The following is a 13,507-nucleotide window of genomic DNA, read 5'->3' on the forward strand; positions in this document are numbered from 1 at the left end:
CCGTACGTCCCCCGTACGTCCCCCGTACGCGTCAGGGGTGCCGCACCGTTCCGCCGCCCCGTGTCGGCGGTGCCGGAGCCGCGCCCCTTCCGTGGTCTCCACTCTGCCGTCTTCGCAGGTCGGGCCCATCCGCGTACCTACTCATCTCCACCACTAGGTACGGATACTCAGAGCCTGGTGCTCAACCCCAGTCCGGCTGAGTCGACTGTCAGTGGCGGCGGCTACAGTCCCAGGCATGGCAAGGATTGCGGTGATCGGCGCGGGTATGGGCGCGATGGCGGCGGCCGCCCGGCTGGCCGTGGCGGGACACCGGGTGACGGTGTACGAGCGCTCGGGGACGTACGGCGGTTCGGTGGGCCGGTTCGAGCGGGACGGGTTCGTCTTCGACACCGGTCCCGGGCTGCTGCATCTGCCCGCCGTGTGGCGGGACGTGTTCGTGAAGACGGGCCGCGAGCCGCTGGAGAATTGCGTGGAGCTGGTCCAGGTGGACCCGGCCGCGCGTCATCTCTTCGCCGACGGCAGCGCGGTGACGCTGCCCAATGCCTCGCGGGCCGGTGTCGTCGACGCGCTGGACGCTGCGCTGGGCGGGGGCGCGGGTGAGCGCTGGGGGGCGTATCTGGACCGGGCCCGGACCACCTGGGACCGGACCCGGCGGCCCCTGCTGGAGGAGCCGCTGCCCGCCGATGTGTCGGCGCTGGGGCGCGATCCGTATCCGGCGCTGAAGTCCGGGCTGCTGCGCCGCACCGCACAGACGGTGGACGAGGTGGGGCGTCGGGAGCTGCGCGACCCCCGGCTGGCCGCGCTCCTCGGGAGTTACGCGCGGCGGTACGGCTTCGACCCGCGCACCGCGCCCGCCTCCGCCGCCGTGCTGCCGTACATGGAGCAGACCTTCGGCAGTTGGTACGTACGCGGAGGGATGCGCGAACTGGCGCGCGCGGTGTACGAACGGTGCCTGGCGCGGAAGGTGGAGTTCGTCTTCGACGCCGAGGTCACGGGCGTACGGGAGAAGGACGGCCGGGCCTGCGGGCTCGAACTGGCCGACGGGCAGGGCGTGGAGGCCGACCACGTGGTGGCGGGGGTCCCGCTGCCCTCGCTCGGCGGTCCGCCCACCGGGCAGCGGGATGCGGGGACGCTGGTGGTCCTGCTCGCGCTGCGCGGCGAGCGGCCCGCGGACACCGTCCACCGGACCGTGGTCCACGGTGACGGCGACGGGCTGCCGATGGTGACGGTGGAGCGGCCGGACGATCCGGGGGTCGTCCCCGACGCCGGTCACGAGGCCGTACGGATCACGGCGCCCGGGGCGGGCGAGGCGCAGCTGGACCAGGTGGTGGCCGCTGCCGGGGCCGCCGTGCCCGGGCTGCGCTCACGCGTGCTGTGGCAGGAGTCGACCGTCACCGGGCCGCTGAGCGGTCCGGCGCTGGCCGGGGCGGGCGGGGCGTTCCTGGCCGCCGCCAACCGGTCGGAGCTGCCCGGGCTCTACCGGGCGGGCGGCTGGTCGCATCCCGGCGGCGGGCTGGCGCACGCCGGGATGTCGGGGGCGCTGGTCGCCGGGCTGATCGTCGAGGGGGACGGCTTCCGCGGCTCGCAGTGATCCGTGGCGGTCCTCAGTAGCGGTACTGCTGCTGCTCGTTGCCGTAGTTGTAGTACGGGTCCTGCTGCTGTTGCTCCGCCGTGCCGAACGGCTGCTCGCCGTCGCGCTGCTGCGGGACCCAGACTCCGCCGGGCGGGGTCTCGCCGCCGCCGGAACCCTGGTAGTACGGGTCGGCGTAGGACTGCTGGCCGTACGAGGTGTCGTACTGGCCGGTGTTGCTGCCGATGTACGGGTCCGAGTAGGCGGCGTAGCCCTGCTGGCCGGTGGCGTCGTAGTCGTACTGGCCCTGCTGGCCCTGCTGCTGGTCGTAGCCGCCGTAGGTGTCGTAACTCCCGTACTGGGCCTGCGCGTTGGCCCCGTACGCGGCCTCGCTGTAGATGCCGTACTGACCGGTGTCGTCCGGCATCGGCTGCGGGGCGTAGACCGACGTGGAGTCGGCGGCCATGGCGTTGCCGTACGCGGGTGCGTCGAAGGAGGTGGTGTCGTAGCCGGGAGTGTCGAAACCCGAGCCCTCGAAGCCCTGCGTCGCATAGCCGGGCGCCGGCTCGTAACTGAGGTCCGAGACCTCCAGCGTCGGCTCCTGCTCCTCCGTCTCGCCGCCACCCCTGCGCCGGCGGCTGGCGCCGGGGCTGCCGCCGATGGCCCAGCCCGTGGAGAAGCCACGGCGGAAGGACATCGTGACGTAGGTCTGGCCGAGCGCGAAGGCGACGGCGCCGAGCGCGATCACCAGGACATTGGCGAGGAGCACGCCGATGACGACGCACAGGAAGCCGACGAAGGCCACCAGGCGCCAGCGCAGCCGCGCCTTGTACTGCAGCAGAACCTCGCCGAGCAGCCACAGTGCGACCAGCCCGAACGCGATATAGAGGACCGTCCAGCCCATGTCCGCCCCTCTCCTACGGCCACCGCCCGGGACTGGGGCGGGTACGACCGGTCACGACTGCTCGTGCAGTCCGAGATTCTCGTAGATTTCGAGGGTCGCCGTGGAGTTGTTCAGCGTGATGAAGTGCATCCCGGGGACTCCCTCGGCAAGCAGCCTCGCACAGAATTCTGTGGCGAACTCGATGCCAATGGAGCGTACAGCCGCGGGGTCGTCCTTGGCGGCGAGGATCCGATCTTTCAGTGCCGGCGGGAAAACCGCTGTGGAGAGCTGCGGCAGCCGCTCCAGCATTTTGACCGTGGTGACCGGCATGACCTCGGGAATGATGGGCGTCTCGCAGCCCGCGGCGACGACGCGGTCGCGCAGCCGCAGATAGCTCTCCGGGTCGAAGAACATCTGCGTGATGGCGTAGTCGGCGCCCGCCCGGCACTTGTCGACGAAGTGACGGATGTCGCTGTCCCAGTCGGTGGAGCGCGGGTGCATCTCCGGGAACGCGGCGACGCCCACACAGAAGTCGCCGGACTCCTTGATGAGGCGGACCAGGTCGGCCGCGTACAGCACGCCCTGGGGGTGCTGCACCCACTCGCCCAGCGGGTCACCTGCCGGGTCGCCCCGGACGGCGAGGATGTTGCGGATCCCGGCGTCGGCGAACTGGCCGATGATGTTGCGCAGTTCGGCGACGGAGTGGTTCACCGCCGTGAGGTGCGCGACCGGGGTGAGCGTGGTGTTCGAGGTGATCGCCTCGGTGGCCCGCACGGTGCCCTCGCGCGAGGTGCCGCCCGCGCCGTACGTCACGGAGACGAAGCTGGGGGCCACCGCCTCGATGCGGCGCAGCGCGTTCCACAGATTCCGCTCGCCCTTCTCGGTCTTGGGCGCCGGAAACTCGAAGGAGTACGACGTCTTACCGGTCGCGAGATAGTCACGCACGGTCCGTGCGCGATCAGTCCTGGTGGAAGCTGTGCCGAAGGCCATGCCCGCAGCGTAGTCAGGGCCGACCGCTCACCCAACCAGAGCTACGTAAATTGCCCGTTTTGTCCGCTACTTGTCCACGCTTCGGACACTTAAGAGTTACGGGCCCGGACCCGCTTCGCCAGATCCGCCGCCGCCGCTGCCGGATCGGCCGCCTCGGTGATCGCCCGTACGACGACGATCCTGCGCGCCCCCGCGTCGAGCACCTCGTCCAGATTGGCCGCGTCGATCCCGCCGATGGCGAACCAGGGGCGCTGCGTGGTGAGCGTGGCCGCGTACCGGACGAGGTCCAGGCCCGGGGCGTACCGGCCCGGCTTGGTCGGGGTGGGCCAGCAGGGGCCGGTGCAGAAGTAGTCCACGCCGACCTCGGCCGCTGCGGCGTCCACTTCGGACTCGGCGTGCGTGGAACGGCCGATCAGGACGTCCTGGCCGAGGATCGCGCGGGCGGCGGGGACCGGGAGGTCGCCCTGGCCCAGGTGCAGCACATCGGCGCCGATCGCATGGGCGACGTCCGCCCGGTCGTTCACGGCGAGGAGCTTGCCGTGCCTGCGGCAGGCGTCGGCGAAGACCTGGAGGTGCTCCAGCTCCTCGGCGGCCTCCATGCCCTTGTCGCGCAGCTGCACGATGTCGACACCACTGGTGAGAACGGCGTCGAGGAACTCCGGCAGGTCGCCCTGGCGCTTGCGGGCGTCCGTGCACAGATACAGCCGGGCGTCGGACAGCAGCTCAGGAGCTTGGGCCGTGGTCATCGTGCATTCCCCCGCGGTTGATGAGGTGTACGGGGCCGGACCGCGCGGCCCGGCCCCGTACACCCTTGTTCTGTCTCGGTCAGAGAGCGAGCGCCTGGGCCCGGCGCTTCACCTCCGTACCGCGATTCTCACTCAGGGCCTGCGCGGGGGTCCCCGGCAGGGTCTCGTCCGGAGTGAAGAGCCACTCCAGCATCTCTTCGTCGCTGAAGCCGTCGTCCCGCAGGACCGTCAGGAGCCCGGGCAGGCCCTTGACGATCTTTCCGCCGTCGATGAAGGCGGCAGGCACCTGCAGCGAGCGGTTCTCACCGCGGCGCACGGCGATCAGCTGGCCTTCCTTGACCAGCTGGCGCACCCGCGTCACCTCGATGTCGAACTTTTCGGCGATGTCGGGGAGGTACAGCCACGCAGGGACGAGAGCTTCGATGTTTGCGTCATTCTCGGTCACAGAACAAGCCTGCCATCTGGGACTGACACTCGGTACCCGGGCCGGTCCCGGCGTGCGCATGAAGCACGCCAATGTTCGGATCGGACCATGGAATGCGCACGTCCGACCGGCGAGATCCTGGTCACATCGCGCCCGCTCGACGAGTACTGCGCCCTCTTCGGCCTGACCCGGGCGTCCCTGGCCCACGCCCTGACCCGGGGGCCTCTGCTCGACTGCCCCGGCGGGGCCGCCGGCCTGGTGGCCGAGGTGCGCGCGCTCGGCGGCCGGGCCGTCGCGGTGGATCCGGCGTACGCGGCCATGGGCGAAATCACCGGCCACGCGCTGGCCGGGCGGGCGGCGATGGCGGCCCAGCTGGCGACCGCCCCCGAGATCTCCCCGGCGGCGCTGAGCGGCCGCCCTGAGGCGTATCTGCGCAGCTGGGACCGGGCGCGGGAGCTGTTCGCCGCCGACGTCAGACGCCATCCCGGCGACTACGTCGCGGCCCTGCTGCCCCGGCTGCCGTTCGCCGACGGCGTGTTCGGGACGGCTCTGAGCTCGTATCTGCTCTTCGCCTATCCGGGCGTCTTCTCCCCCGCCGACCAACTGGCCGGGCTGCGCGAACTGGTCCGCGTCACCGCCCCCGGCGGCGAGGTGCGGATCCATCCGCTGCACGACGCGCACGGCCGCCGCTCCCCGCACCTGAACGAGCTGCGCTTCGCGCTCGGCACCCACGGCATCAGCAGCTCGCTGCTGCGCTTCCCCCGGCCGGGCGACGGCCGGACGCGCACCGTGCTCGTACTGCGGCGGGCCCGCTAGAGGACAGCCGACTTCAGCGCTACGGAAGGATCGGCGGCCCGCACCGGGTCCAGCGCGGCCCCCGACTCGATGAGCTTGCGCCCCTGCGCCAGATCGCGGGGCCGGCCCACGGCGAGGACCGCGACCAGGCGCCCCTCGCGCAGCCAGCACACCGACCAGGAGGGCGTGAGGGGGTCGCCGCGCCACAGCAGGGTGTCGGCGGCGGCATGGTGGCCCGCGTACTGGACGAAGCGCCCGAACTGCTCCGACCAGAAGTACGGGACCGGGTCGTAGGTCTCCGCGTCCGTCCCGATGATGTTCGCCGCGACCGTGCGCGGCCCCTGCAGCGCGTTGTCCCAGTGGTGGACGAGGAGGCGCTCGCCGTAGCGCCCGGAGGGGAAGGAGGCGCAGTCCCCGACCGCGTAGACCTCGGGGAGCGAGGAGCGCAGCTGTGCGTCGGCGGTGACCGCGCCGTCCGGGCCGAGCGCGATGCCGGAGCCCTCCAGCCATCCGGTCGCGGGCCGGGCGCCGATCCCGACGACCACGGCTCCGGCCGACAGCCTGCGGCCGTCCGCGAGCACGACCGTGCCGGGCTCGATCTCCGACACCCGTACGCCGGTGAGGAGTTCGACGCCGTTCTCCGCGTACCAGTCGGCCATGGGTGCGGCGATCTCCGCGGGCAGCGCGCCTGTGAGGGGCCGGTCGGCCGCCTCGACCACCGTCACCGTGCAGCCCGCGGCGCGTGCGGCCGTGGCGAACTCCGCGCCGATCCAGCCCGCGCCGACGACGACCACGTCCTGCTGGGCGGCGAGGACCGGCCGCAGCCGTCCGGCGTCGTCGAGCGTACGGAGCAGATGGACACCCGGGACGCCTTCGGTCCCGGGGAGCGACAGGGGGTACGCGCCGGTGGCGAGGACGAGGGTGTCGTACGGGACGGGACCCGCGGTGGTGTCCAGCTCGCGCGCCTGCGGGCGCAGCCCCTTCACCTCGCGCCCCAGAAGCAGTTCGACGCCGAGCGCGTCGAAGTCGACGTCGAAGGCGGAGCTCTCTGCCGTGCCGAGCAGGACCGCCTTGGAGAGCGGCGGCCGGTCGTACGGCGGGTGCGGTTCCGCTCCGATCAGCGTGACGGTGCCGCCGAAGCCCTGTTCGCGCAGGGCGACCGCGGTCTGGACGCCCGCCATGCCGGCGCCGACGATGACGACTTTCCTCTGCTCGCTCACCGGGCCACCTTAACTATCTGACGGACCGTCAGGAAAGGGGCTTCCTCGCAGCTCCTCCACCACACTCGTCCCACTGCCCTCCTGCGACTCCCACTCCCAGGTCTCCTCCAGCCGGATCCGCCCGTCCGGGAGTTCGGAGACGACCGAGGCACAGTGCCCCGACGAGGTCTGTCCGTCGCGCTTGAGCTGCACGTACCGGAAGTCGAGCCGGTCCCCGACGCGCGTGCCGACGAGCCGTCCGTGCACCACGTCCCCGCCCTCGTACTCGGCCCAGATCCGGCCCTCCCGCTCGTGGTACGTGAAGCGCGTCGCGGTCCCCACCTGGCCGGGCGCCTGGTCCGCGACCGGCGAGAGGACGAGTCCGTCGAGGAGACGTGCCACAGCTGCTGCTCCCTTACTGCGCGCCGAGGGCTGGGTTTAGGGTGGCCACCGTAAAGCACTCGCGGGAGCCCGGACGCACCGGGCTGAGAGGGAGGCTGGGCGGCCTCCGACCGTACGAACCTGATCCGGGTCATGCCGGCGAAGGGAGGGGCTGGACGCCCATGCATCCACGTAACTCTTCAGATGTTCTCGTGGTCGGAGGCGGGATCATCGGTCTCGTCACGGCCTGGCGGGCGGCGCAGCGCGGGCTGCGGACCGCGCTCGCCGATCCGGAGCCGGGCGGCGGGGCCGCGCAGGTCGCGGCCGGCATGCTCGCCGCCGTCACCGAGCTGCACTACGGCGAGGAGACCCTCCTCGCCCTCAACGTCGCCTCCGCCGAGCGCTATCCGGCCTTCGCCGCCGAGCTGGAGGAGGCCTCGGGGCGCGACCTCGGCTACCGCACCTGCGGCACCCTCGCCGTCGCCCTGGACACCGACGACCGCGCCCACCTGCGCGAACTGCACGAGCTGCAGCGGCGTTCGGGCCTGCAGTCGGAGTGGCTCACGGGGCGCGAGTGCCGGCGCCTGGAGCCGATGCTCGCGCCGGGCGTGCGCGGGGGCCTGCGCGTGGACGGCGACCACCAGATCGATCCGCGACGGCTGGCGGCGGCGCTGGTGGTGGCGTGCGAGCGGGCGGGCGTCGTCTTCCACCGCGGCTGGGCGGAGCGGCTCCTTCGCGTACGGGACCGGGCTGCGGGCGCGGTCCTCACGGGCGGCACGGAGCTGGCCGCGGACCAGGTGGTGGTGGCCGCGGGCAGCCTCAGCGCCCGGCTCGCAGACGTCCCCGTACGGCCGGTGAAGGGCCAGGTCCTGCGGCTGACGGTGCCGCCCGCGTACGCGCCCTTCCTGTCGCGGACGGTGCGTGCCGTGGTCCGCGGCAGCCACATCTATCTCGTACCGCGCAAGAACGGCGAGCTCGTCGTCGGCGCGACCAGCGAGGAGCTCGGCTGGGACACCACGGTCACCGCGGGCGGGGTGTACGAGCTGCTGCGCGACGCCCATGAACTCGTCCCCGGCATCACCGAACTCCCCCTCACCGAGACCCGGGCCGGCCTGCGCCCCGCCTCCCCCGACAACGCACCGCTGCTCGGCCCCACCGAGATCCCCGGGCTGCATCTGGCGACCGGGCACTACCGCAACGGGGTGCTCCTGACGCCGGTGACCGGTGACGTCATGGCGCAGGTGCTGGTCACCGGTGAACTCCCCCCGGAGGCGCGGCCGTTCACACCGCGGCGTTTCTCCCCCGTAGAGCAGGAGCTGTCCGTATGAACGTCTCGGTGAACGGGGACGCGCGCACCATCACGCCGGGGACCACCCTCGACCTGCTGGTCGCCACCCTCACCGCGGCCCCCGCCGGGGTCGCCGCGGCCGTCAACGAGACGGTCGTGCCGCGCGGGCAGTGGCCCGCCACCGCGCTCGGCGACGGCGACCGCGTCGAGATCCTCACCGCAGTCCAGGGAGGCTGACCATGGCCGACGACCAACTGACCATCGCCGGCACCGCCTTCACCTCGCGGCTGATCATGGGGACGGGCGGGGCGCCCAGCCTGGACGTCCTGGAGCGCTCGCTCGTCGCGTCCGGCACCGAGCTGACGACGGTCGCGATGCGCCGGCTGGACCCGACGGTCCAGGGCTCGGTCCTCTCCGTACTGGACCGCCTCGCGATCCGGGTCCTCCCGAACACGGCGGGCTGCTTCACGGCGGGCGAGGCCGTGCTGACCGCACGCCTCGCGCGCGAGGCGCTGGGCACGGACTGGATCAAGCTGGAGGTGGTCGCGGACGAGCGCACGCTGCTGCCCGACCCGATCGAGCTCCTGGACGCCGCCGAGATCCTCGTCGACGACGGCTTCACGGTCCTGCCGTACACGAACGACGACCCGGTCCTGGCGAGGAAGCTGGAGGACGTCGGCTGCGCGGCCATCATGCCGCTGGGCTCCCCCATCGGCTCCGGGCTCGGCATCCGCAACCCGCACAACTTCCAGCTGATCACCGAGCGGGCCGGGGTCCCGGTGATCCTCGACGCGGGGGCGGGCACGGCGTCGGACGCGACCCTTGCCATGGAGCTGGGGTGCGCGGCGGTGATGCTGGCCTCGGCGGTCACGCGGGCGCAGGAGCCGGTGCTGATGGCGGAGGCGATGCGGCACGGGGTGGAGGCGGGGCGTCTCGCGTACCGGGCGGGCCGCATTCCGCGCCGGCACTTCGCGGAGGCGTCGTCTCCTGCGCAGGGCAGGGCGGACCTGGATCCGGAGCGCCCGGCGTTCTGAGAGGCGTCTCCCGGGCCACTCCCCTGTCACAGCTCGGCTGCAGTCCGGCACCGACCGCAGCGGCCCGGACCAGGGTGTCAGCCCCGCCTCGTAGACTCGCTGCGTGGATACGACCCTCCAGGACCCCCTCGTCGGGCAGCTGCTCGACGGCCGCTACCGGGTAGAGGCGCGCATCGCCGTCGGTGGCATGGCCACGGTCTACCGGGCCGTCGACACCCGCCTCGACCGCGTGCTCGCCCTCAAGGTGATGCACCCGGCCCTCGCCGCCGACGCCGCTTTCGTCGAGCGGTTCATCCGCGAGGCCAAGTCCGTCGCGCGCCTCGCCCACCCCAATGTGGTCGGCGTCTTCGACCAGGGCGCGCAGGGTGCGTACGTCTATCTCGCGATGGAGTACGTCGCCGGGTGCACCCTGCGCGACGTGCTCCGCGACCGCGGCGCGCTGCAGCCGCGCGCGGCCCTGGACATCCTGGAGCCGGTCCTGGCCGCGCTCGGCGCAGCCCACCGCGCCGGTTTCGTCCACCGGGACATGAAGCCGGAGAACGTCCTGATAGGGGACGACGGCCGGGTGAAGGTCGCCGACTTCGGTCTCGTACGGGCCGTGGACACGGTGACGAGCACCACCGGCACCCTGCTGGGCACGGTCTCCTATCTGGCGCCCGAGCAGATCGAGCACGGCACGGCCGACCCGCGCGTGGACGTCTACGCCTGCGGTGTCGTCCTGTACGAGATGCTGACCGGCGCCAAGCCGCACACCGGCGAGACCCCGGCCCAGGTCCTCTACCGCCATCTGAACGAGGACGTGCCCCCGCCGTCCGCCGCCGTCCCCGGCCTCGCGGCCGCCCTCGACGACCTGGTCGCGGCCGCGACCGCGCGCAATCCCGAGCTCCGTCCGTACGACGCGGTGGCCCTGCTCGGCATGGTCCAGGAGGCCCGCGCCGCACTCGCCGACGAGCAGCTGGACGCGGTCCCGCCACAGGCCAGGACCGTGGAGCAGAGCGGCACCGAGGACCGTACGAGCGTGATTCCACGCGCCCTGCCCGCCGAGGACGCCGTACACCGCACGAGCCGCCTCGAGATGGCGCCCCTGCCCCCGCACCCGCCGCAGTCGGCGCACCCCCCGCGGCGCCGGCGCAGCAGACGCGGACCGATCGCGATCGTCGCCGCCCTGCTGCTCGTCCTCGGGCTCGGCGCCGGGGTCTGGTACATCAACTCGGGCCAGTTCACCCGCGTGCCTTCGCTCCTCGGCCAGACCCAGAAGGAGGCCAAGGCGCGGCTCGCCTCGGCCGGGCTCGACGTGAAGAAGATCAACCACGACTTCAGCGACAGCTACACCCGTGGCACGGTCATGGCCTCCGACCCCACGTCCGGCACCCGTATCCGCGACAACGGTTCGGTGACCATCACGGTCTCCGACGGCCCCCGGGTCGTGACGGTCCCCGACGTCACGGGCAAGACCCTGGCCGAGGCCCGGGCCGAGCTCAAGCGCAAGGGTCTCGCGCCCGGTCTGGTCACCCGCGAGTTCAACGACTCCGTCGACCAGGGCAGTGTCATCTCGACGGACCCGGCCCCCGGCACCGAGCGCAACGCGGACTCCGCCGTGGCCATCACCGTCTCCAAGGGTTCGCCCGTCGACGTCCCCGGCGTCATCGGCGAAACCGAGGACGACGCCCGCTCCGCCCTGGAGGACGAGGGGTTCAAGGTCGTGATCGCGCCGGAGCGGGTCGACTCCGCCGAGGACGAGGGCTCCGTCGCACAGCAGTCCCCGGCCGAGGACGCGCAGGCGGCCGCGGGCGACACCATCACCCTCACGATCTCCAACGGCCCGAAGCCCGTCGAGGTCCCCGACGTCGTCGGCGAGAGCATCGCCGACGCCACGAAGGACCTGAAGGAGGCGGGCTTCGACGTCAAGGTCGACCGCGCCTTCCCCTTCCTCTCCGACACGATCGCGAGCCAGTCCGTGGACGGCGGCGAGACGGCCCTGCAGGGCGACACCATCACCATCAAGACCAAGGGACTCTGATCCACCCCATGCGCAACCCCATCGGCGGCCATGTCCCCGTGGCCGGCGGCCTCGCCAAGGTCGGCCTCTCGTACGCACGCGAACTCGGCGCCGAGACCGTCCAGGTCTTCGTCGCCAATCCGCGCGGCTGGGCCACTCCGGCCGGGAACCCGGCCCAGGACGAGCAGTTCAGGGCCGAATGCGCGGCCGAGTCGATCCCGGCGTACGTCCACGCCCCGTATCTGATCAACTTCGGCTCGCACACCGAGGCGACGGTGGAGAAGTCGGTGGAGTCGCTGCGCCACTCGCTGCGCCGTGGCCGCGAGATCGGCGCGCTGGGCGTGGTGGTGCACACCGGTTCGGCGACCGGCGGCCGCCCGCGCGCGGAGGCGCTCGCGCAGGTACGCACCCATCTGCTGCCCCTGCTCGACGAGCTGACCCACGACGACGACCCGTTCCTGCTCCTCGAGTCGACCGCCGGCCAGGGCTCCTCGCTCTGCTCGCGCACCTGGGACTTCGGCCCGTACTTCGAGGCGCTGGACTCCCACCCGAAGCTGGGCGTCTGCCTGGACACCTGCCACATCTTCGCCGCGGGCCACGATCTGGCGGGCCCCGGCGGTATGAAGCAGACCCTCGACCTGCTGGTGGACACGGTCGGCGAGGGCCGCCTCAAGCTGATCCACGCCAACGACTCCAAGGACGTGACCGGCGCGCACAAGGACCGTCACGAGAACATCGGCGCAGGTCACATCGGCGAGGAGCCGTTCCGCGAGCTGCTCGCGCATCCGGCGACCGAGGGCGTTCCGCTGATCATCGAGACCCCCGGCGGCACGGAAGGACACAAGGCGGACGTGGAGCTGCTGAAGTCTCTGCGCCCTTGATGGAATACCCCCAGGGGGTATACGGTTTTTGTCATCGACAGGAACCGCTATCCGGCGATGGGGGCCAAGCCATGCAGCACGACACGCACGCCGAGCACGCGCACCACGACCACGAGGCGCACGACCACGCAGCCCACGAGCACCACGGCGCGAGCACCGGCAAGGTCACCTGGTCGACGGCCGCCCAGGCCACCCTCCACTGCCTCACGGGCTGCGCCATCGGCGAGATCCTCGGCATGGTCATCGGCACCGCGCTCGGCTGGGGCAACATGCCGACGATGATCACCGCGATCGTCCTGGCGTTCTTCTTCGGTTACGCCCTGACCCTGCGCTCGGTCACCAAGGCCGGCGTCGACTTCAGGACCGCCTTCCGGGTCGCCCTCGCCGCCGACACCCTCTCGATCGCTGTGATGGAGCTGATCGACAACGGAGTGATCGCGCTGTGGCCCGACGCCATGGACGCCACGCTCGCGGACGCCCTCTTCTGGGGCGCGCTCGCGGCGTCGCTGGTCCTCGCGTTCCTCGTCACCACACCCGTCAACAAGTGGATGATCGGCCGCGGCAAGGGCCACGCGGTGGTCCACCAGTACCACCACTGATCACACGGCGGTCCTACAGCTCGGGGCCTTCGCCCGGCTCCTCCTGGTACGAGTAGCGCTGCTCGCGCCAGGGGTCGCCGAGGTTGTGGTAGCCCCGCTCCTCCCAGAAGCCCCGGCGGTCCGCCGTCATGTACTCGACGCCGCGGACCCACTTGGGCCCCTTCCACGCGTACAGATGCGGAATCACCAGGCGAAGCGGGAAGCCGTGTTCGGCGGTGAGCAGGTCACCGGCCTTGTGGGTGGCGAAGACCGTGCGCTCGGAGGTGAAGTCCTCGAGCCGCAGGTTGGCGCTGTAGCCGTACTCGGCCCAGACCATGACGTGGGTGACATCGGGCGCCGGTGGTGCCAGCTCGATGAGCGTACGGGCGAGCACGCCGCCCCATTCGGCTCCCAGCATGGAGAATTTCGTGACGCAGTGCAGATCGGCAACCACCGTGGAGAACGGCAGGGCCGAGAACTCCTCGTGGTTCCAGCAGTGCTTGTCGCCGTCGGCGGTGGCCCCGAAGACCCGGAACTCCCAGCGCTCGGGCTTGAATTTCGGGACGGGCCCGTAGTGCGTCACCGGCCAGCCACGCTGCAGCCGTTGTCCCGGCGGAAGCTCGGACTGATCCATGCCTCCATGGTGACAGACAGCACGGGGTGGTCATGACCAGCCACCGCGGGGATCAGGGCAACTCCGACTAAGCGTGTACTTACTGGACGCCCCTGGAGCGCGATG

15 protein-coding genes and 1 riboswitch are annotated in these 13,507 nt (G+C 71.8%); of the genes, 8 read left to right on the top strand and 7 right to left on the bottom strand.

The window, feature by feature from the left end:
* Positions 1–235: 235 nt before the first annotated feature.
* Positions 236–1,591, top strand: coding sequence for a phytoene desaturase family protein (locus tag OG707_RS08530; protein ID WP_329116047.1), 1,356 nt, complete (start codon positions 236–238; stop codon positions 1,589–1,591).
* Positions 1,592–1,604: 13 nt separating this feature from the next.
* Here the strand turns inward: OG707_RS08530 and OG707_RS08535 are convergent, their stop codons facing one another.
* The 4 genes from OG707_RS08535 to OG707_RS08550 all read right to left on the bottom strand — a co-directional run bounded on the left by OG707_RS08535 (position 1,605) and on the right by OG707_RS08550 (position 4,634).
* A complete protein-coding gene (locus tag OG707_RS08535; RefSeq protein ID WP_329116049.1) occupies positions 1,605–2,474 on the bottom strand; it encodes a hypothetical protein in 870 nt (289 codons plus the stop codon).
* 51 nt (positions 2,475–2,525) lie between these two features.
* A complete protein-coding gene (metF, locus tag OG707_RS08540; protein WP_329116051.1) occupies positions 2,526–3,443 on the bottom strand; it encodes a methylenetetrahydrofolate reductase [NAD(P)H] in 918 nt (305 codons plus the stop codon).
* A gap of 89 nt (positions 3,444–3,532) precedes the next feature.
* Positions 3,533–4,189 (bottom strand): thiamine phosphate synthase, encoded by a 657-nt coding sequence (gene thiE / locus OG707_RS08545; RefSeq protein WP_329116053.1) that lies wholly within the window; start codon positions 4,187–4,189, stop codon positions 3,533–3,535.
* A gap of 79 nt (positions 4,190–4,268) precedes the next feature.
* Positions 4,269–4,634: an Rv2175c family DNA-binding protein gene (locus OG707_RS08550; protein WP_329116055.1), complete on the bottom strand. Its 366-nt coding sequence runs from the start codon at positions 4,632–4,634 to the stop codon at positions 4,269–4,271.
* An 87-nt stretch (positions 4,635–4,721) separates the two neighbouring features.
* Between OG707_RS08550 and OG707_RS08555 the strand changes: the two genes are divergently transcribed.
* Complete coding sequence (locus OG707_RS08555; RefSeq protein ID WP_329116057.1) at positions 4,722–5,429, top strand: class I SAM-dependent methyltransferase; 708 nt, start codon at positions 4,722–4,724, stop codon at positions 5,427–5,429.
* Here the strand turns inward: OG707_RS08555 and OG707_RS08560 are convergent.
* Positions 5,426–6,589 (bottom strand): NAD(P)/FAD-dependent oxidoreductase, encoded by a 1,164-nt coding sequence (locus tag OG707_RS08560; protein WP_329127677.1) that lies wholly within the window; start codon positions 6,587–6,589, stop codon positions 5,426–5,428. The two genes, OG707_RS08555 and OG707_RS08560, sit on opposite strands and share 4 nt — an antisense overlap.
* A 48-nt stretch (positions 6,590–6,637) precedes the next feature.
* A complete protein-coding gene (locus OG707_RS08565) occupies positions 6,638–7,009 on the bottom strand; it encodes a hypothetical protein (RefSeq protein ID WP_329116059.1) in 372 nt (123 codons plus the stop codon).
* Between the two features lie 51 nt (positions 7,010–7,060).
* A riboswitch (TPP riboswitch) is annotated at positions 7,061–7,173 on the top strand.
* Between OG707_RS08565 and thiO the strand changes: the two genes are divergently transcribed.
* From thiO to OG707_RS08595, 6 genes are all read left to right on the top strand, one after another.
* Entirely contained in the window at positions 7,171–8,316 is a 1,146-nt protein-coding gene (gene thiO / locus OG707_RS08570) for a glycine oxidase ThiO (protein WP_329116061.1), read from the top strand. Its footprint overlaps the riboswitch before it by 3 nt.
* Positions 8,313–8,513 (top strand): sulfur carrier protein ThiS, encoded by a 201-nt coding sequence (thiS, locus tag OG707_RS08575; protein ID WP_329116063.1) that lies wholly within the window; start codon positions 8,313–8,315, stop codon positions 8,511–8,513. The genes thiO and thiS overlap by 4 nt, the downstream gene beginning before the upstream one ends.
* A 2-nt stretch (positions 8,514–8,515) precedes the next feature.
* Positions 8,516–9,310 carry a thiazole synthase gene (locus OG707_RS08580; RefSeq protein ID WP_329116065.1) on the top strand — a complete coding sequence of 265 codons (795 nt, stop codon included), beginning with the start codon at positions 8,516–8,518 and terminating at the stop codon, positions 9,308–9,310.
* A gap of 103 nt (positions 9,311–9,413) precedes the next feature.
* The gene (gene pknB, locus OG707_RS08585) at positions 9,414–11,330 is read left to right on the top strand and encodes a Stk1 family PASTA domain-containing Ser/Thr kinase (RefSeq protein ID WP_329116067.1); all 1,917 of its coding nucleotides are present in this window, start codon (positions 9,414–9,416) and stop codon (positions 11,328–11,330) included.
* A gap of 8 nt (positions 11,331–11,338) precedes the next feature.
* Positions 11,339–12,190 (top strand): deoxyribonuclease IV, encoded by an 852-nt coding sequence (locus tag OG707_RS08590; protein ID WP_329116069.1) that lies wholly within the window; start codon positions 11,339–11,341, stop codon positions 12,188–12,190.
* Positions 12,191–12,261: 71 nt separating this feature from the next.
* Positions 12,262–12,789: a DUF4396 domain-containing protein gene (locus tag OG707_RS08595; RefSeq protein ID WP_329116071.1), complete on the top strand. Its 528-nt coding sequence runs from the start codon at positions 12,262–12,264 to the stop codon at positions 12,787–12,789.
* A 13-nt stretch (positions 12,790–12,802) separates the two neighbouring features.
* Here the strand turns inward: OG707_RS08595 and OG707_RS08600 are convergent, their stop codons facing one another.
* The gene (locus OG707_RS08600) at positions 12,803–13,402 is read right to left on the bottom strand and encodes a sulfite oxidase-like oxidoreductase (RefSeq protein WP_329116073.1); all 600 of its coding nucleotides are present in this window, start codon (positions 13,400–13,402) and stop codon (positions 12,803–12,805) included.
* Between the last annotated feature and the right edge of the window lie 105 nt (positions 13,403–13,507).

It is taken from the genome of Streptomyces sp. NBC_01465 (assembly GCF_036227325.1).
GTDB lineage: Bacteria > Actinomycetota > Actinomycetes > Streptomycetales > Streptomycetaceae > Streptomyces.